This window comes from Streptomyces sp. NPDC093111, from assembly GCF_040683955.1.
Classification (GTDB): Bacteria; Actinomycetota; Actinomycetes; order Streptomycetales; family Streptomycetaceae; genus Streptomyces.
Map to the genome: position 1 here is coordinate 65,342 of NZ_JBFBNW010000001.1, position 18,084 is coordinate 83,425.

Annotated in this window: 19 protein-coding genes; 13 read left to right on the top strand and 6 right to left on the bottom strand. The window is 71.9% G+C overall.

Features of this window, described 5'->3' with window-relative positions:
- Positions 1-138 precede the first annotated feature (138 nt).
- On the top strand, positions 139-1,497 hold the full coding sequence (gene mshA / locus AB0Q96_RS00335) for a D-inositol-3-phosphate glycosyltransferase (protein WP_365320784.1): 1,359 nt from the start codon (positions 139-141) through the stop codon (positions 1,495-1,497).
- Complete coding sequence (locus AB0Q96_RS00340; RefSeq protein ID WP_365320785.1) at positions 1,490-2,005, top strand: YbjN domain-containing protein; 516 nt, start codon at positions 1,490-1,492, stop codon at positions 2,003-2,005. Before mshA ends, AB0Q96_RS00340 begins: the two co-directional genes overlap by 8 nt.
- On the opposite strand, the gene AB0Q96_RS00345 is transcribed toward AB0Q96_RS00340, so the two are convergent.
- Positions 1,974-3,347 carry an MFS transporter gene (locus AB0Q96_RS00345; protein WP_365320786.1) on the bottom strand — a complete coding sequence of 458 codons (1,374 nt, stop codon included), beginning with the start codon at positions 3,345-3,347 and terminating at the stop codon, positions 1,974-1,976. The genes AB0Q96_RS00340 and AB0Q96_RS00345 overlap by 32 nt on opposite strands.
- Positions 3,348-3,473: 126 nt before the next feature.
- Between AB0Q96_RS00345 and AB0Q96_RS00350 the strand changes: the two genes are divergently transcribed.
- The 3 genes from AB0Q96_RS00350 to AB0Q96_RS00360 all read left to right on the top strand — a co-directional run bounded on the left by AB0Q96_RS00350 (position 3,474) and on the right by AB0Q96_RS00360 (position 5,357).
- Complete coding sequence (locus AB0Q96_RS00350) at positions 3,474-4,232, top strand: phosphoglyceromutase (RefSeq protein ID WP_365320787.1); 759 nt, start codon at positions 3,474-3,476, stop codon at positions 4,230-4,232.
- A 207-nt stretch (positions 4,233-4,439) separates the two neighbouring features.
- Entirely contained in the window at positions 4,440-4,796 is a 357-nt protein-coding gene (locus AB0Q96_RS00355) for a hypothetical protein (protein ID WP_365320788.1), read from the top strand.
- 78 nt (positions 4,797-4,874) lie between these two features.
- Positions 4,875-5,357, top strand: coding sequence for a GNAT family N-acetyltransferase (locus AB0Q96_RS00360; RefSeq protein ID WP_365320789.1), 483 nt, complete (start codon positions 4,875-4,877; stop codon positions 5,355-5,357).
- A gap of 43 nt (positions 5,358-5,400) precedes the next feature.
- Here the strand turns inward: AB0Q96_RS00360 and AB0Q96_RS00365 are convergent, their stop codons facing one another.
- Entirely contained in the window at positions 5,401-5,553 is a 153-nt protein-coding gene (locus AB0Q96_RS00365) for a hypothetical protein (protein ID WP_365320790.1), read from the bottom strand.
- Positions 5,554-5,656: 103 nt separating this feature from the next.
- The gene (phoU, locus tag AB0Q96_RS00370) at positions 5,657-6,337 is read right to left on the bottom strand and encodes a phosphate signaling complex protein PhoU (protein ID WP_361164942.1); all 681 of its coding nucleotides are present in this window, start codon (positions 6,335-6,337) and stop codon (positions 5,657-5,659) included.
- Between the two features lie 263 nt (positions 6,338-6,600).
- On the opposite strand from phoU, the gene AB0Q96_RS00375 reads away from it, so the two are divergent.
- Both AB0Q96_RS00375 and AB0Q96_RS00380 read left to right on the top strand, forming a co-directional pair.
- Complete coding sequence (locus AB0Q96_RS00375; RefSeq protein WP_365320791.1) at positions 6,601-7,920, top strand: ATP-binding protein; 1,320 nt, start codon at positions 6,601-6,603, stop codon at positions 7,918-7,920.
- A 31-nt stretch (positions 7,921-7,951) separates the two neighbouring features.
- The gene (locus AB0Q96_RS00380; protein ID WP_188271409.1) at positions 7,952-8,632 is read left to right on the top strand and encodes a response regulator transcription factor; all 681 of its coding nucleotides are present in this window, start codon (positions 7,952-7,954) and stop codon (positions 8,630-8,632) included.
- A gap of 83 nt (positions 8,633-8,715) precedes the next feature.
- On the opposite strand, the gene AB0Q96_RS00385 is transcribed toward AB0Q96_RS00380, so the two are convergent.
- A complete protein-coding gene (locus AB0Q96_RS00385) occupies positions 8,716-9,330 on the bottom strand; it encodes a DUF461 domain-containing protein (RefSeq protein WP_365320792.1) in 615 nt (204 codons plus the stop codon).
- Between the two features lie 644 nt (positions 9,331-9,974).
- On the opposite strand from AB0Q96_RS00385, the gene AB0Q96_RS00390 reads away from it, so the two are divergent.
- From AB0Q96_RS00390 to AB0Q96_RS00415, 6 genes are all read left to right on the top strand, one after another.
- Positions 9,975-10,457, top strand: a complete 483-nt coding sequence (locus AB0Q96_RS00390) for a CarD family transcriptional regulator (protein WP_003953493.1) — start codon at positions 9,975-9,977, stop codon at positions 10,455-10,457.
- Between the two features lie 314 nt (positions 10,458-10,771).
- Positions 10,772-11,521 carry a 2-C-methyl-D-erythritol 4-phosphate cytidylyltransferase gene (gene ispD / locus AB0Q96_RS00395; RefSeq protein WP_365320793.1) on the top strand — a complete coding sequence of 250 codons (750 nt, stop codon included), beginning with the start codon at positions 10,772-10,774 and terminating at the stop codon, positions 11,519-11,521.
- Positions 11,511-12,065, top strand: coding sequence for a 2-C-methyl-D-erythritol 2,4-cyclodiphosphate synthase (gene ispF, locus AB0Q96_RS00400; protein WP_365320794.1), 555 nt, complete (start codon positions 11,511-11,513; stop codon positions 12,063-12,065). The genes ispD and ispF overlap by 11 nt, the downstream gene beginning before the upstream one ends.
- Before the next feature lie 82 nt (positions 12,066-12,147).
- A complete protein-coding gene (gene cysS / locus AB0Q96_RS00405) occupies positions 12,148-13,548 on the top strand; it encodes a cysteine--tRNA ligase (protein WP_365320795.1) in 1,401 nt (466 codons plus the stop codon).
- Positions 13,549-13,787: 239 nt separating this feature from the next.
- Positions 13,788-14,747 carry a 23S rRNA (guanosine(2251)-2'-O)-methyltransferase RlmB gene (gene rlmB, locus AB0Q96_RS00410; RefSeq protein WP_361164955.1) on the top strand — a complete coding sequence of 320 codons (960 nt, stop codon included), beginning with the start codon at positions 13,788-13,790 and terminating at the stop codon, positions 14,745-14,747.
- Between the two features lie 148 nt (positions 14,748-14,895).
- Positions 14,896-16,503, top strand: a complete 1,608-nt coding sequence (locus tag AB0Q96_RS00415) for a DoxX family membrane protein (protein WP_365320796.1) — start codon at positions 14,896-14,898, stop codon at positions 16,501-16,503.
- A gap of 125 nt (positions 16,504-16,628) precedes the next feature.
- Here the strand turns inward: AB0Q96_RS00415 and AB0Q96_RS00420 are convergent, their stop codons facing one another.
- Both AB0Q96_RS00420 and AB0Q96_RS00425 read right to left on the bottom strand, forming a co-directional pair.
- Entirely contained in the window at positions 16,629-17,342 is a 714-nt protein-coding gene (locus AB0Q96_RS00420; RefSeq protein ID WP_365320797.1) for a nucleotidyltransferase family protein, read from the bottom strand.
- 39 nt (positions 17,343-17,381) lie between these two features.
- Positions 17,382-17,792, bottom strand: coding sequence for a hypothetical protein (locus AB0Q96_RS00425; protein ID WP_365320798.1), 411 nt, complete (start codon positions 17,790-17,792; stop codon positions 17,382-17,384).
- Positions 17,793-18,084: the final 292 nt, after the last annotated feature.

The following is an 18,084-nucleotide window of genomic DNA, read 5'->3' on the forward strand; positions in this document are numbered from 1 at the left end:
CCCGTAATGAATTGGCAAAGCGGGTGGCGCGGCGGAAATGAAACCCCGCATTCCGGTGTTGTCGCGGTGCGGAGGGTGCCCCACGCCTCCCTCAGAACCATGCCCGATGCCATGCCCCACAGCGGAAGGACCGCCGACGTGAGCCAGTACGTGTCCCGGTTCGCCGGCACCCTGGCGGCGCCGCCCCGGCTCCGGCTTCCCGGCCGGCACCGGACCCCGCGCCGCGTGGCCATGCTCAGTGTCCACACCTCCCCCCTGCATCAGCCGGGCACCGGCGACGCGGGCGGCATGAACGTCTACATCGTGGAGCTCGCCAAGCGGCTGGCCGCGATCAACATCGAGGTCGAGATCTTCACCCGCGCCACCACCGGCGGCCTCGCCCCGGTCGTCGAGCTCGCCCCCGGCGTGCTCGTCCGGCACGTGGACGCGGGACCGTACGAGGGGCTGGCCAAGGAAGAGCTGCCGGCCCAGCTGTGCGCCTTCACGCACGGCGTCATGCAGGCCTGGGCGGGCCACCGGCCCGGCCACTACGACCTCGTCCACTCCCACTACTGGCTCTCCGGCCACGTCGGCTGGCTCGCCGCCGAACGCTGGGGCGTCCCGCTCGTCCACGCCATGCACACCATGGCCAAGGTCAAGAACGCGGCGCTCGCCGAGGGCGACACCCCCGAGCCCGCGGCCCGCGTGATCGGCGAGACCCAGATCGTCGAGGCGGCCGACCGGCTGATCGCCAACACGGCCGAGGAGGCGGACGAGCTCGCCCGCTTCTACGAGGCCGACCCGGCCAAGATCGCCGTCGTCCACCCGGGCGTGAACCTGGACCGCTTCCGGCCCGCCGACGGGCGCGCCGCCGCCCGCGCGCGGCTCGGGCTGCCCGCCGACGCCTTCATCCCCGTCTTCGCCGGCCGCATCCAGCCGCTGAAGGCCCCGGACATCCTGCTGCGCGCCGCGGCCCTGCTCCTGGAGCGGGACCCGTCGCTGCGCTCGCGCATGGTGGTGCCGGTCGTCGGCGGCCCGAGCGGCAGCGGTCTGGCCAAGCCCGAGGGGCTGCAGAAGCTGGCCGCCAAGCTGGGCATCGGCGACGTCGTCCGCTTCCACCCGCCGGTCGGCCAGGAGCGGCTCGCGGACTGGTTCCGTGCGGCCAGCGTGCTGGTGATGCCCTCGTACAGCGAGTCCTTCGGCCTGGTCGCCATCGAGGCGCAGGCGGCCGGCACCCCGGTCGTCGCGGCCGCCGTCGGCGGTCTGCCCGTGGCCGTACGGGACGACGTGACCGGATTCCTCGTGCCGGGGCACGACCCGGCCGACTACGCCCGCGCGCTCGGGCGGTTCGCCGACGACCCGGCGCTGACCGCCACGATGGGCGCGGCGGCGGCCCGGCACGCCGGCTCGTTCGGCTGGGACACGGCGGCCTCCGGGACGGCGGACGTCTACACGGCCGCCATGCACGACCACCGGCTCCGGGAGCAGCGGCGTCGCGTACGCTCGCACCATGGCTGAGGCTCAGGCGGCGGAAGTCCGGCGGATCGCCGAGATCATGGTGGACACGTTCAAGGACGCGGAACTGGAGTGGGAGTCCCCCGAGGAGGGCTCCTACGTCGTCAAGCTGCCCGGCACCAAGAAGCTGTTCACGACCCTGTCGCTGCGGATCGGCCGCCACTCCCTCTCGCTCAACGCCTTCGTCGTCCGGCACCCGGACGAGAACGAGGCGGGCGTCCACCGCTGGCTCCTGGAGCGCAACCTCAAGCTGTACGGGGTGGGGTACGCGATCGACGCCCTCGGCGACATCTACCTGGCCGGCAAACTGCCGCTGGCCGCCGTCACGCCCCAGGAGCTGGACCGACTGCTCGGTTCGGTCCTGGAGGCGGCGGACGGCGACTTCAACACGCTGCTGGAGCTGGGCTTCGCGACGGCGATCCGGCGGGAGTACGCGTGGCGGGTGTCGCGCGGCGAGTCGACGCGCAACCTCGACGCGTTCAGGAACCTGACACGGAAGCCGGCGAACTGACCTTCTCCGGCGCGGGGTTCCCGGCTTCCGGGGCGGGGATCCGGGTCTCCGGAGCGGGCTTCCGGGCCTCCGGGGCGGACCCTGCGACGACGGACTTCTCGGCCGGGGGAGCCGCGTCGGCCTCGGCGTCGGCGAGGGCCGACCGCAGCCGGGTCTGGTAGCCGAGCGCGGCGGCGGCGCCGATCACGGCGCAGGCGATCCACAGCACGTTCGGACCGGGCCCGTCGACGATCGCGCCGGCCATGATCGGCGCGACGAAACCGGCGACCGCCCAGGACATGCCCATCACGCCCTGGTAGCGGCCACGGGCGTGCTCCGGGGCGAGCCGGGCGGTGGCGGCGGCGTTGGTGGGGACGTGGATCATCTCGCCGATCGTCCAGACGACGACCGTGGCGGCGAAGGCGACGGACGAGCCGGCGAGCGCGGTGGCGCCGGTGCCGAGCGCGAAGAGCAGCGAGGAGACCGACAGCAGCATCGCGGGGGAGCGCTTGTCCGTCAGCTTGTTGACGAGGAGCTGGAAGGCCACGATGACGACGCCGTTGACGGCGATGACCACACCGTAGGCGGACGGGGCGAGGCCCTCGCCGGCCATGGTCAGCGGCAGACCGATCCACGGCGCCGTGAAGACCAGGCAGACGAACAGGTTGAGCAGCACCAGGGTGCGGAACGGCGCGTCGCGCAGGACGGTGAGGACGCCGACCTTCTGCTCGGCGACGGCCTCGCCGGTCACCGCGTCGAGCTCGGCCTCGGGCCGGGTCTCGGGCAGCCGCAGGAAGACGATCAGGGCGCACAGCGCGGTGGCGGCGGCGTCGACCACGAACAGGGTGCGGTAGCCGAGGACGATCGCGGCACCGCCGCCGATGGCGGCGATGGCGAAGCCGAGGTTGAGGGCCCAGTAGTTGAGGGCGTAGGCGCGGCGGACCTCGTGGGCGGGCACCATGTCGGCGATGGTCGCGTTGATGGAGGGCCGCACGCCCTGCATGGCGATGCCCATCAGGAGGACGACGGTGGCGATGCCCCAGGTGCTGGTGACGAACGCGAGCAGCAGGGCGCAGGAGGCGGCCGCCAGGTGCATGGTCACCATGGTGGGGCGGCGGCCCCAGCGGTCGGTGAGGAAGCCGCCGAGCGGGGAGCCGGCGACGCCGCCGAGGCCGTGGAGGGCGACGACGAGTCCGGCGAACCAGGCGGAGTACCCGAGCTCCTGGGTGAGATAGAGGGAGAGGAAAGTCAGGACGAAAGCCCCGGTCCTGTTGACCAAGGTCGACAGCCAGAGCCACCAGAAGCCCCCCGGAAGTCCCGAGACCGTGGCGCGCGCCGATCGTCTGAGCGAATCGATGGACATGTGAGGCCGCCCCCTGGTGCTGTGTAAGTCCCGCTTTCCGGTAGCGAAACTTACGCATCTCATACGCCGGACGCCACTGAATTGACGGTGCGCGTCAATCGTCGGGCGTCGTTTAGGCTCGGAGACATGGCCGACGCACCGTACAAGTTGATCCTCCTCCGCCACGGCGAGAGCGAGTGGAACGAGAAGAACCTGTTCACCGGCTGGGTGGACGTGAACCTCACCGCGAAGGGCGAGAAGGAGGCGGCGCGCGGCGGAGAGCTGCTGCAGTTCGCCGGCCTGCTGCCCGACGTGCTCCACACCTCCCTCCAGAAGCGCGCCATCCGCACCGCCCAGCTCGCCCTGGAGTCCGCGGACCGCCACTGGATCCCGGTCCACCGCTCGTGGCGCCTGAACGAGCGCCACTACGGCGCCCTTCAGGGCAAGGACAAGGCGCAGACGCTCGCCGAGTACGGCGAGGAGCAGTTCATGCTGTGGCGCCGCTCGTACGACACCCCGCCGCCGCCGCTCGCGATCGACGACGACTACTCGCAGGCCCACGACGCCCGTTACGCGTCGATCCCGCCGGAGCTGCGCCCGCAGACCGAGTGCCTGAAGGACGTCGTGGAGCGCATGCTCCCGTACTGGTACGACAACATCGTCCCGGACCTGCTGGCCGGCCGCACGGTCCTGATCGCCGCGCACGGCAACAGCCTGCGCGCCCTGGTCAAGCACCTCGACGGCATCTCGGACGCCGACATCGCGGGCCTGAACATCCCGACCGGCATCCCGCTGGCCTACGAGCTGGACGAGAACTTCAAGCCGGTGAAGCCGGGCGGCACCTACCTCGACCCCGAGGCCGCCGCCGCGGCGATCGAGGCCGTGAAGAACCAGGGCAAGAAGTAACCCTGACCGACGAAAGAGCCCCCTGCCTGCGGTTTCTCCGCGAGCGGGGGGCTTCTTCGTGCCCGGGGGCCGGCTGCGGGCCGTACGGGTGAGGGGGAAACCTTTCGGCTGTGGGGGCGCGTATGCGGGGCGGACGAGGCGCGCAAGGGTGCAGAGGGCCTCGGTCGACCGCCCGAGGCCCTCTCCCCCTCACGAAAGAGAACCCCTGTGCGTCTCCGGCACTCCCTCGCCGCCGCTTGCGGTGCCCTCGCCCTGACCGCTGTCCTCGCCACGCCCGCCCACGCCGCCACGGGCGACTTCGGCTACAAGGTCGTCGGCCAGAACGGGGCGCCGATCCTCGTCACGCTGCACGACCCGGAGAGCGGGGAGTGCATCACCCTGCCCGAGGTCGCGGACCCGAACTCCTCCGAGCCGGCCTTCGCCCCGCACAACGACACCGACGCCTGGGCGCTCGTCTTCACCGGACCCGAGTGCACCGGCGACGAGTGGCGGCTCCGCCCGCACGGCCGTCCCGCCTCGGACCGACTGAAGCTGCGCTCGGTGGTCTTCCTACCCGGCGACTGACCGTGCGCCAGGGCCCCCGCCCGCGGGGGCCCTTATTCGTTTGCCTCGGGGGCGGGCGGTTCGGTTAGCGTCCGGGCCATGAGCACGTCACTCCGCCTTGAGCCGATCACCCCCGCCAACGTCGACGCCGCCCTTGAGCTGCGGGTCCACCCCCATCAGGTCAAGAACGTCGCCCCCGTCGAGCGCTCGCTCGCCGAGGCGTACGCGCACGGGGAGACGGCCTGGCCGCGGCTGGTGTTCGACGGGGAGGAGCTCGTCGGGTTCCTGATGGCCTTCGTCGACATCCAGTGGAACCCGGAGAAGGACCCGGCCGACCGGCGCAGCGGCCTGTGGCGGCTGAACATCGGGGCCGGGCACCAGGGCAAGGGGTACGGGCGGTTCGCCGTCGACGCGGTGCGCGAGGAGCTCGTGCGGCGCGGGGCGCGGGAGCTGTACGTGTGCTGGGAGCCGGGCGAGCACGGGCCGGCGGAGTTCTACCGGCGGCTCGGGTTCCGGGAGACCGGGGAGCGCTCCGGGGGGCAGACCGTCGGCGTGCTGGAGATCGGCGCCGAGGAGCGGTGAGCCGTGTGAGGGAGCCCCGCCGGGGCGGGGCCCCCTCACACGGTCAGCCGGAACAGCCCCCGCACTGGCACGGTCCGCCGGACTGGCAGCCGCAGCCGCAGCCCGAGCCGCAGCCGCAGGCGCCGAGGACGGGCAGGAACTCCGCGGCGCGCGGGGTCTCCTGCTGGGGGTCGGTGGTCGGAGCGGATTCGGCCATGGGGTCCCTCCCTGGAAGGCGTACCTCGCCTCCTCCCATTGGATGCCCACCCACCAGGGCGCATCAACGGCGCACTGTTGTGCGAGCTCCCGCTCCGCAGGGCTTACGCGCCCTCGACCGGCGCCTCCGACTGCTGGAGCTCGTCCGCGTGCTCACCCGTCACCAGGTACACCACGCGCTTCGCCACCGACACCGCGTGGTCCGCGAACCGCTCGTAGTAGCGGCCCAGCAGCGTCACGTCGACGGCCGTCTCGATGCCGTGGCTCCAGCGGTCGTCCATCAGGTGCTGGAACAGCGTCCGGTGCAGCAGGTCCATCTCGTCGTCGTCCTGCTCCAGCTGGAGCGCCAGGTCGACGTCCTTGGTGATGATGACCTCCGCCGCCTTCGCCATCAGGCGCTGCGCCAGCTGCCCCATCTGCAGGATCGTCGCGTGCAGGTCGTTCGGCACCGCGCGGTCGGGGAAGCGCAGCCGGGCCAGCTTCGCCACGTGCTGGGCCAGGTCGCCGGAGCGCTCCAGGTCCGCGCTCATGCGCAGCGAGGTGACCACGATCCGCAGATCGGTCGCCACCGGCTGCTGCCGGGCGAGCAGCGCTATCGCGCGCGCCTCCAGGTCGTGCTGGAGGTCGTCGACCCGCTGGTCCGCGGCGATCACGTTCTCCGCCAGCTTCAGATCCGCGTCCAGCATCGCCGTCGTGGCGCGCCCGATCGCCGACCCGACGAGTCGGGCCATCTCGACCAGGCCCTCGCCGATCGAGTCAAGTTCCTCGTGGTACGCGTCACGCATGGGATGTCCCTCTCTACCTCTACGACCGGAATCGGGTGGGCTCGGACTCCCACGTTTCCACGTTCGGCCCTGTACGCGTCCGGATCCACCCCCTCACATGAATCAGCCCTTGCTCTCAGGTGAACTCTGGGCGACGTACGGCGCAGTGTCCCCCGGATCAAATGAACCAGCACCGTCCCCGTGGTGAACTCTGGGCGACGACTGTTCGAGCAGCCACTCGGACGGCTGGGAGAGTGTCGGCGGACCCGCATAACCTTGTTGCCATGGACGTGAACGCGGCGGTTGCCGCATTGGCCGCGATCGCCGGAGTGTGCACCGGCGTGATCGCCATGCTGGCGTTCCGCTGGAGCGAGCGCGACCAGGCGAGACCCACCCGTACCTCTCTGCACACCGACGCCGTGCTCCCGCCCGGCGTCGACACCGTGCTGTCCGTGCTGCGCTCCTCCGCGGTCGTCCTCGACGAGAGCGACTCGGTGGTCAAGGCCAGCTCGGCGGCGTACGCCCTCGGCCTGGTCCGGGGCGGGAAGCTGGCCGTCGAGCCCATGCTCAACATGGCCCGCGACACCCGCAGGGACGGCGAGATACGCCAGGTCGAGCTCGATCTGCCGCGGCGCGGTACGGGACGCGGCGAGGCCCTCGCGGTCTCCGCCCGGGTCGCTCCGCTGGGGTCCCGCCTGGTCCTGCTGCTGGTCGAGGACCTGACCGAGGCACGCCGCATCGAAGCGGTGCGGCGCGACTTCGTCGCCAACGTGAGCCATGAGCTCAAGACTCCCGTGGGTGCGCTCTCCCTGCTCTCCGAGGCCGTCATGGACGCCTCGGACGACCCCGAGGCGGTCACCCGCTTCGCCGGCCGGATGCAGATCGAGGCCACCCGCCTCACCAACCTCGTACAGGAGCTCATCGACCTGTCCAGGGTGCAGAACGACGACCCGCTGGAGGACTCCGAGCCGGTGCGGGTGGACGAGCTGGTCGCGGAGGCGATCGACCGTTCCCGCCACACCGCGTCCACCAAGCAGATCACCATGGCCTCCGGCGGCACCGCCGACCTGCACGTCTGGGGCAGCCGCGGCCAGCTCGCCGCCGCCCTGGGCAACCTCGTCGAGAACGCCGTCAACTACTCGCCGGCCCGTACGCGGGTCGGGATCGCCGCCCGCCGCGTCGCGGCACCCGGCGGCGACCTGATCGAGATAGCCGTGACCGACCAGGGCATCGGCATCTCGGAGAAGGACCGCGAGCGCGTCTTCGAGCGCTTCTACCGCGTCGACCCGGCCCGCTCCCGTGCCACGGGAGGTACGGGGCTGGGGCTGGCCATCGTCAAGCACGTGGCCGCCTCGCACGGCGGGGAGGTCACCGTCTGGAGCACCGAGGGCCAGGGTTCCACCTTCACCCTGCGGCTGCCCGAGGCGGGCGCCGCGCGGCGGAACCGGGGGTCGGGCGCCGAGACCGGGCTCGACCCCGACTTCGACCTCGACCCCGGCATGGACTCCGATTTCGACCCGGACTTCGACTCGGAGTTCGGCGGGGAGTTCGACGCCGCGCCCGGCACCGCCGCCTCCGCCTCTCCCACACCCCCGATCTCATGACCGAACCGCTCCCCGCCCCGGAGGTCCTTCCGTGACCCGAGTGCTTGTCGTCGAGGATGAGGAATCCTTCAGCGACGCCCTGTCCTACATGCTCCGCAAGGAGGGTTTCGAGGTCGCCGTGGCGGCGACCGGGCCCGACGGCCTCGACGAGTTCGAGCGCAACGGGGCGGACCTCGTCCTGCTCGACCTGATGCTGCCGGGGCTGCCCGGCACCGAGGTCTGCCGCCAGCTGCGCGGCCGCTCGAACGTCCCGGTCATCATGGTGACCGCCAAGGACAGCGAGATCGACAAGGTCGTCGGCCTGGAAATAGGAGCCGACGACTACGTCACCAAGCCCTTCTCCTCGCGGGAGCTGGTCGCCCGCATCCGCGCGGTCCTGCGCCGCCGCGGCGAGCCGGAGGAGGTCACCCCGGCGGCCCTGGAGGCCGGCCCGGTCCGCATGGACGTCGACCGCCACGTGGTCACCGTCGGCGGCGGCAAGGTCGACCTGCCGCTGAAGGAGTTCGACCTCCTGGAGATGCTGCTGCGCAACGCGGGCCGCGTGCTGACCCGCATGCAGCTCATCGACCGGGTCTGGGGCGCCGACTACGTGGGCGACACCAAGACCCTCGACGTCCACGTGAAGCGCCTCCGCGCCAAGATCGAGCCCGACCCGGGCGCGCCGCGGTATCTGGTGACGGTGCGCGGCCTGGGCTACAAGTTCGAGCCGTAGAGGGACCGGCGGTCCCGCACCGCACACGAAAGGGGCGCCCCCTCCGGTGAGGAGGGGGCGCCCCTTTTCGTACAGCCGGACGGTCAGTGACCGGCCGCGTGGCTCGCCTCGCCCGTCGGCGTGGCGGTGCCCGTCGGGCTCGTGGTGGCGGTGCCCGTCGGCGCGGTGGCAGGCGGGGCCGGGACCTCGGACGGGCCGAAGTCCTTGAAGTAGCTGTGGGCCGGGACGACGAAGGCGCTCAGGCCGACGTCACCGGTCTTGCTCAGCTTGAAGACGACCTTCTGGGCGTCGCCGTTCTTGGCTTCGCGCAGACCGCCCTCGATGACGGCGGAGGCGTTGCCCTTGCCGCCGATGACGACGGAGCCGCCGGCGGGGACGACGATCGGGCCGTCGCCCTCGGCCGCCTTGAGCTTCACGGTGCCGAGGGCGCCCGGCAGGGTGATGGAGTCGAGGGTCTGGCGGGTGAGGCCGTTGTTGAAGACCGTCGCGGAGACGACGGCGGGACCGATCGCACCCGGGTCGGGCTGGGTGATCACGAGCGCGTTCTGGACCTTGACGTCGTCCACCGTGACGGCGGCGTTGTCCGGCCGGACGCCGAGCGTCTGGGCGTCGTTGCCCGCGCCACAGGCGGACAGCGCGGCGATCGAGATCACGATGGCGGTGGCGGCGAGGGCGCCGCGTCGAAGGCTGCGGCTCACGGCGGCGGCATCTCCTAAGGCGAACGGACAGGCTAAGGACGAGCTAAAGGTGTGTCAGCGGGCTTAGGTTACCGAGCCGCACTCTCCGTCCCGCACCCGACCCGCCCCCTATGCGTCGGCGGGCTGTCCGAGCCGGGCGCGTCACCGCGCGGACACGCCCCGTTCCGCATGGTCATGAACACGCCGACATGGCTGGATCACGCCCCATTGACCTGGCGTTCACATAACCATGGTGATCAATTCGGCCGCCGCCCCCGCATTCCGTCCGCCCGCTCTCGGAAACCCGCTCCCCGTAAAACCCGACCGCGTCCCGGTGATCAATTCGGGATTCGGTCGGTTGGGTACGCTGGATGCATCCGTACGGGTGGTCGATCCTCGAACGGAGTATGTGAAGAGGGCCACGCCGAACCGGGCAAACCGGGGCAACGGCCCTCTGTCGAGGCCCCCCGGACGGGTGTAGCGTGCCCCTTTCTCTCCGTCCGCGCAGCCGCTCCGACCTGCGAATACCGCCTTCCGGAAGCCCGTCGCAGCACGATCGCCGCGCTGTTGTCAAGCCCCGAGATATGCCCTGACCTGCGAAAACGCCATTCAGAAGAAGCCGTATCCGTGTTACCCTGGATAGCCACGGAAGGGGTACCTGTCACATGACGTTCAAGGTTGGCGACACCGTGGTCTATCCCCATCACGGGGCCGCGCTGATCGAGGCCATCGAAACTCGCCAGATCAAAGGCGTGGACAAGACCTACTTGGTGCTCAAGGTCGCGCAGGGCGACCTGACGGTTCGTGTCCCGGCTGACAATGCGGAGTTCGTCGGAGTTCGCGACGTGGTCGGTCAGGATGGGCTGGACCGGGTCTTCGAGGTGCTGCGCGCGCCGTACGCCGAGGAGCCGACGAACTGGTCTCGTCGTTACAAGGCAAATCTGGAGAAGCTCGCCTCCGGCGACGTCATCAAGGTCGCCGAAGTGGTGCGCGACCTGTGGCGCCGCGAGCGGGAGCGGGGCCTCTCCGCAGGTGAGAAGCGGATGCTCGCCAAGGCTCGCCAGATCCTGGTGAGCGAGCTCGCTCTCGCCGAGAACACCAACGAGGACAAGGCTGAGGCACTCCTCGACGAGGTGCTCGCGTCCTGACGCCTGAGCACTGACGCTTGGCGTCCAGCCATGCTCATCACCCATGCCGCGGTGCCTGTCGGCGCGCTGTGAATCCCATCGATGAACCCATCGGTGCCACAGTGCCGTCGCCGGGCACCGCGGCATGTTCGTCTCTCTTCTCCCGACCCCCCGCGCCTACCGCACCTAGCCGTGCACCTGCACCTGTCCGTGCCGCTTTCGCAAGGCGACGCCCCGACCGTCGTCACGGAAAGGGCCCGGTCGAGGCGTCGCAACAAGCTCGTTGACGCCATACCCACGTCGCCCGCGGAAACAAACCTGCCGGAGTGCAACCGATGTCAGACGAAGCGCGTCCCACACGTACCGCCGTGGTGATTCCGGCGGCCGGCCGGGGCGTACGCCTCGGCCCGGGCGCCCCCAAAGCGCTCCGCGCGCTGAACGGCACCCCCATGCTCATCCACGCCGTCCGGGCCATGGCCGCCTCCCGCGCCGTCTCCCTCGTCGTGGTCGTGGCCCCCTCCGACGGGGCCGCCGAAGTGAAGAACCTCCTCGACACCCACGCCCTGCCCGAGCGGACCGACTACGTCGTCGTCCCCGGCGGCGACACCCGCCAGGAGTCGGTGCGCCTCGGCCTGGACGCCGTCCCCGAAGAGGTCACCACCGTCCTCGTGCACGACGCCGCCCGCCCGCTGGTCCCCGTCGACACCGTCGACACCGTGATCGAGGCGGTACGGGACGGGGCCGTGGCCGTCGTCCCCGCGCTGCCCGTCGCCGACACCGTCAAGGAGGTCGAGCCGGCCGAGCGCCCCGGCGGCCCCGAGCAGGTCGTCGCCACCCCGGTCCGCGCCCGCCTGCGCGCCGTACAGACCCCGCAGGGCTTCGACCGGGCCACGCTCGTCGACGCCCACGCCACCGTCGCCCTCAGCGGCGAGGGCGCCACCGACGACGCCGGCATGGTCGAGAAGCTGGGCGCGCCCGTCGTCGTCGTGCCCGGCCACGAAGAGGCCTTCAAGGTGACCCGTCCGCTCGACCTCGTCCTCGCCGAGGCCGTACTCGCCCGCAGGAGGGCCAACGATGGCTTCTGACCCCAGCACCTCCCACCCTTCTCACGCCTCCCTCCCGTCCCGCCCGCTGCCCCGCACGGGCATCGGCACCGACGTGCACGCCTTCGAGAAGGGCCGCGAGCTGTGGTGCGCCGGTCTGCTCTGGGACGAGGCCGCGAGCGACGGCTACGGGCTCGCCGGGCACTCCGACGGTGACGTCGCCGCCCACGCCGCCTGCGACGCGCTGTTCTCCGCCGCCGGCGTCGGCGACCTCGGCGCCCACTTCGGCACCTCCCGCCCCGAGTGGTCCGGCGCCTCCGGGGTCACCCTGCTCGCCGAGGCCGCCCGGATCGTCCGCGCCGCCGGATTCGAGATCGGCAACATCGCCGTGCAGGTCGTCGGCGTCCGCCCCAAGGTCGGCAAGCGCCGCGACGAGGCACAGAAGGCGCTGAGCGCGGCGGCGGGCGCGCCCGTCTCCGTCTCGGGCACCACCACCGACGGTCTCGGCCTCACCGGGCGGGCCGAGGGCCTGGCCGCCCTCGCGACCGCCCTCGTCTATCCCGTATCGCCCGCACCGGCCCCGTAAACGGCCCCACAGGCGGAAAAAAGGCGCCCCGCGACCGGGAAACGGGCGCGGGGCACTACCGCCTGCCCACTACCCTGGGGTGGTGACCATTCGCCTGTACGACACCAGCGCCCGGCAGATCCGTGACTTCACCCCGCTCACGCCGGGCTGCGTCTCGATCTACCTCTGTGGCGCGACGGTGCAGGCCGCTCCGCACATCGGGCACATCCGCTCGGGGCTGAACTTCGACATCATGCGCCGCTGGTTCGCGTACCGCGGCTACGACGTCACGTTCATCCGCAACGTCACCGACATCGACGACAAGATCATCAACAAGGGTGCCGAACAGGGCCGCCCCTGGTGGTCCATCGGCTACGAGAACGAGCGCGCGTTCAACTCCGGCTACGAGGCGCTCGGCTGCCTCCCGCCGAGCTACGAGCCCCGCGCCACCGGCCACGTGCCCGAGATGATCGAGATGATGCGCGGCCTGATCGAGCGCGGTCACGCCTACGAGGCCGACGGCAGCGTCTACTTCGACGTGCGCTCCTTCCCCGGCTACCTGTCGCTGTCCAACCAGGACATCGACGACCTGCGCCAGCCCTCCGAGGACGGCATCACGGGCAAGCGCGACCCGCGCGACTTCGCCATGTGGAAGGCGACCAAGCCGGGCGAGCCCGACTGGGAGACCCCGTGGGGCCGCGGGCGTCCCGGCTGGCACCTGGAGTGCTCGGCCATGGCCCACAAGTACCTGGGCGCCGCCTTCGACATCCACGGCGGCGGCCTCGACCTGATCTTCCCGCACCACGAGAACGAGATCGCCCAGGCCAAGGCCTTCGGCGACGAGTTCGCGCGGTACTGGGTGCACAACGCCTGGGTCACCATGAGCGGCGAGAAGATGTCGAAGTCGCTCGGCAACTCGGTGCTCGTCTCCGAGATGGTGAAGAACTGGCGCCCGATCGTCCTGCGCTACTACCTGGGCACCCCGCACTACCGCTCGATGATCGAGTACAGCGAGGAGTCCCTGCGCGAGGCCGAGGCGGCGTTCGCCCGCATCGAGGGCTTCGTCCAGCGCGCCACCGAGAAGGCCGGGGCGCCCGTCGCCCCCGCCGCCGAGGTGCCGCCCGCCTTCGCCGAGGCGATGGACGACGACCTGGGCGTGCCGCACGCGCTGGCGATCATCCACACCACCGTCCGCCAGGGCAACAGCGCGCTGGCCGCCGACGACAAGGAAGAGGCGGTCGCCCGCCTCGCCGAGGTGCGCGCCATGCTGGGCGTCCTGGGCCTCGACCCGCTCGACCCGCACTGGGCCGAGGAGTCCGGTGGCGGCGAGGAACTCCACGGCGTCGTCGACACCCTCGTACGCCTCGTGCTCCAGCAGCGCGAGTCGGCGCGGGAGCGCAAGGACTGGGCGACCGCGGACGCCATCCGCGACCAGCTGGGCCAGTCCGGCCTCGCCATCGAGGACGGGGCCGACGGCCCCCGCTGGACGCTCGGGAACCGCTAGTACGCCGATGATGTGCCGTCCGGGCCCCCGGGCGGCACACTTCAGTTAGCGGACACGTCTTCATACGGATCACGAAGACGCGCGCCGCACACCGAGACTCACGTCTCACCCAGAGACCCACGTCTCACACCGAGACCCACGTCTTGCACAGAGACCCACGTCTTACCCACAGAGACTTACGCACAGAGTTACGCGCAGACTTCACGCACGTACGCAGCAGGCAGAGGAAACAGGTAGTCATGGCCGGGAACAGCCAGCGCAGGAACCGTCGCACGTCCAACAAGAAGGGCGCGACGGTCGGCAGCGGTGGCCAGCGGCGCAAGGGCCTGGAGGGCAAGGGCCCGACGCCCAAGGCCGAGGACCGCAAGGGCCACAAGGCCTTCCGCGTCTCCAACGCGATGGCCCGCCAGGCCGCCAAGCGCCGCCCCGCCCCCCGCCGCGGCGGCCCCAAGGGCGCCAGCGAGATGGTCGTCGGCCGCAACCCGGTCTTCGAGGCGCTGCGCGACGGCGTGCCCGCCACCACCCTGTACGTGCAGCAGTTCATCGACAACGACGAGCGGGTGCGCGAGGCGCTCCAGCTCGCCGGCGCGCGCGGCAACATCAACCTGATGGAAGCCCCGCGCCCCGAGCTCGACCGCATGACCAACGGGCTGAACCACCAGGGTCTCGTCCTCCAGGTCCCGCCGTACGAGTACGCGCACCCCGAGGACCTCACCGCCGCCGCCTACGACGACGGCGAGGACCCGCTGATCGTCGCCCTCGACGGCGTCACCGACCCGCGCAACCTCGGTGCGATCGTCCGCTCCGTCTCCGCCTTCGGCGGCCACGGCGTGGTCATCCCCGAGCGCCGCGCCGCCGGCATGACCGCCGGTGCCTGGAAGACCTCCGCCGGTACCGCCGCGCGCACCCCGGTCGCCCGGGTCACCAACCTGACCCGCGCCCTCCAGGAGTACAAGAAGGCCGGCATCGCGATCGTCGGCCTCGCCGCCGAGGGCACGCACGAGGTGCAGGACCTGGAGGCGCTGGCCGGCCCGGTCGTCATCGTCGTCGGCTCCGAGGGCAAGGGCCTCGGCCGCCTCGTCGGCGAGAACTGCGACTACCTCGTCCGCATCCCGATGCCGGGCGGCGCCGAGTCGCTGAACGCCGGTGTCGCCGCGGGCGTCGTGCTGTACGAGGCGGCCCGCCGCCGCACGCGCTGAACCGTCTCCACCGGGTCGGCTCCGGCCTGACCCGCGTCCCCCGTACGGGCTGACCCGAACGGGGGACGCACCCCGGCCGTGATCTTGACGGGCCTCGGACATTTGCGAGCCGTCAAGGCAGTGTCCTAACCGCACATCACTCGGTTAGATGAGTGTGGACACCAGAACGCCCCGGCCGGGGTTCGACGATCAGCCCGCACTGAGCATGGTCAAAGTGGCCTCCGATCCCGCCCAGGTGATCGTGAACCACGCCAGCTTCCGTGTGCGGCTCGCGCCGGCCCACCCGCCGAGGTTCGCCGCGAACCCGCGCATCGCCGCCCTCGCGGGAGCGGCAGTCGCCGGAGCCGCTGTCGGAGCCGGGGCGGGCGCCGCGCGCCGCCGGCCCGTCGTGTGGACCGGGAAGTCCGCGCCCGGCGCGACCGGCCTCCTGCAGGCCGTGCGCGAGTCGTCCGCGGCCTCGGTCTCCACCCTGGAGCCGTCGACGCAGAGCATCCCGCGCATCGACGACACGATGCCCACCCCCGTGGTCCCCGCCGGACCCGCCGCCCCGCTGCTGCCTCCGATGCGGCGCGCCGAGGGGGCGTACGACGGGGGCGCGTACGACGGGGGCGCGTACGACGGGGGCGCGTACGACGACGTCTACGCGATCGAACCCGACGCCTACGACCAGGACGCGGGACCCGACACCCGGGCCGCGCACCGGCACGGCGCGGACGCGGTGCGGCACGCCTACTACCCGGGCCGCCGGATGAACCTCGGCGTGGTGCTGCTGCCGCTGCGGGTCTTCCTCGGCTTCATCTCCATCTACGCCGGCATGGGCAAGCTGTGCGACCCCGTCTACTTCGACGGCGGCGAGCGCGGCTCCATGGTCAAGTGGCTCAACTCGCTGCACCCGTGGGCCCTCGCCGAGCCGCTGCGCGCCTTCGCCCTGGAGCACCCGGTGGGCGCCGGGCTCACCGTCGCGTTCCTCCAGGTCGTCGTCGGCGTCCTGACCGTCCTCGGCCTCTGGCAGCGGGTCGCCGCCGTGGTCGGCGCGCTGCTGTCGGCGGCGCTGATCCTGACGGTCAGCTGGAAGACGGTCCCCGTCTACGACGCGCCCGACATCATCTTCCTGGCCGCCTGGTCGCCGCTGATCATCGCGGGCGCCCCGGTCTACTCGATCGACGGACGCCTCGCCGGCGAGGCCTGGCGCACCCTCGGGCCGCGCTCCGAGCTGTGGGACCTGCGCCACCGGGTGCTGCGCCGCGGCACGGTCGTCGCGGCCGTCGTCGTCGGACTCACGCTGCTGGTCGGCTCGATGCTGGGCGGGGCCGTGCGGTCCACCCAGATGGTCACGGTGCCGGGTCCGAACGACGACCCGATCAACCACCTGCCCGGCGAGCCGCTCCCGAAGGAGCCCGGCGCCACCGGCCCGTCCCGCAAGCAGCCGAAGAGCCCCGAGCCCTCGGCGACGACCGGGGCGAGCGGCGAGCGGGAGAAGGACGAGAAGACGGCCGAGCCGTCCCGGACCAAGGAGCCCCGCCGCGGCGAGCGCACCAGCCCGGCGGCCTCGCAGGGCGGCGGCACCCGCACCCCGAGCCAGTCCCGCACGGCCGCCCCGCCGACCTCCACGGGCTCCGGCTCGGGCTCCGGCGGCTCGGGCGGCACCAGCGGCACGCCGAGCAGCGGCAGCAGCGGCGGAAGCGGCGGCGGCTCCTCGGACGGCGGCGCGTCGACGTCGGGCCCGCAGAACCCGATCGGCGGACTGCTGGGGTGAGGTAGGGGGCCCCGTACGGGACCCGCGAGCAGGTACGCGAAGGGCCGCGCCACTGTCTGGTGGCGCGGCCTTCGCGTACCCGCTCGCGGGTCCGTGCGTCCGTGCGTCCGCCTGCGTCCTCGCGGCTAGGGCTGTGCGGCCAGCTCCTTCGCGGCCTCGGTGAGGTCCTTGGCGGTGTCGATGGCGCGCCAGTAGGCCCCCTGGGGCAGCGGGAAGCCCGCCAGGCGCCGCTCGCGGGCCAGGCGGGGGAAGGTGGTGCGCTCGTGGTCGCCGAGGTCCGGCAGCAGGTCGGTGAAGGCGGCGGAGAAGACGTACACGCCGGCGTTGATGAGGTACGGGGACGGCGGCGACTCGATGAAGTCGGTGATGTGGCCGAACGCGTCGGTCTCGACGGCGCCCCAGGGGATGCGGGGGCGGGCCAGGGCGAGGGTCGCGGTGGCGTCGCGCTCCTGGTGGAAGTCGGCCATCTCGCGCAGCGAGAAGCGGGTCCAGATGTCGCCGTTGGTGGCGTACCAGGGCTTGTCGGGGTCGGGCAGGTGGGCGGCGGCGTACTTCAGGCCGCCGCCGCGGCCCAGCGGCTCCGACTCGACGACCGTCGTCACCTTCAGCGGCAGGACGGCGCTGCTCAGCCACTCCTGGAGCACCTCGGCGAGGTGTCCGCAGGAGACGACGACGTCCGTCACTCCCTCGGCGGCGAGCCAGGAAAGCTGATGGCCGATGATCGGGGTCCCGGTGCCCGGGATCTCGACCATCGGCTTGGGGCGGTCGTCGGTGTACGGGCGCAGCCGCGAGCCCTGGCCGCCCGCCAGGACCACCGCCTGCGTCGGGGAGGTATGCATACCGGGAACGATAGGCGTACCGGCGATCCCGGGCCGCCTTCAGCTCGCGTGCATGACGCCGGTCGCGAAGGAGGTGTCGCAGACCGGGCGGGAGAACGACTGGGCGCGGGTCGGGCCGTAGTGGCGGACGGCGGCGGCGCCGAGGGAGCGGGCGATGGACATGCAGTGCTTGGCGAGCGACGGGCGGTCCTCCACCTCGCGCTGGAGGTGGGTGAGGGCCGTTCCGGGGTCCTTCTCCTGAAGCTCTGCGAGCAGCTGGTCGCGCAGAATATCCTGCGGGGCACGGGCCTTGGCCCGGGTCGAGACGTCCGTGGACGACGCCAGCAGCTGGGTCCCGGAGCCGTGGCCGGCCCACGGAACGGCGGACACCGCGAGCGTTCCGGAGAGCACCAGGACGACGGGCAGGACGAGGGCGAGAGAGCGGCCGATTCGGCGGGCAGTGTGCGTCACGCAGGCGAGCGTAGCGGCCGGTAGTGATATGGCGACATTTAGTCACCCTTGCGGGGGATGGTTCGAGGCGACTTTTCGAATCCGGTGTTGACGTCGGGGGGTCGGCGGGGACCTGGTTGCCCAGTTCTGCCGGGGTTTTCGCCGAGTCGGGAATTCATGCCTCCCGTACGCGAACGGCCCCGCCCCCGCAAGCGGGGACGAGGCCGTGAGGGCCGCGTGAGGCGTCGCGCTGGGCGAGCCGGGCGCCGGGTCAGGCGCGCTGGGCGTCGCGCGGGGCGCGCACCGGGCGCGC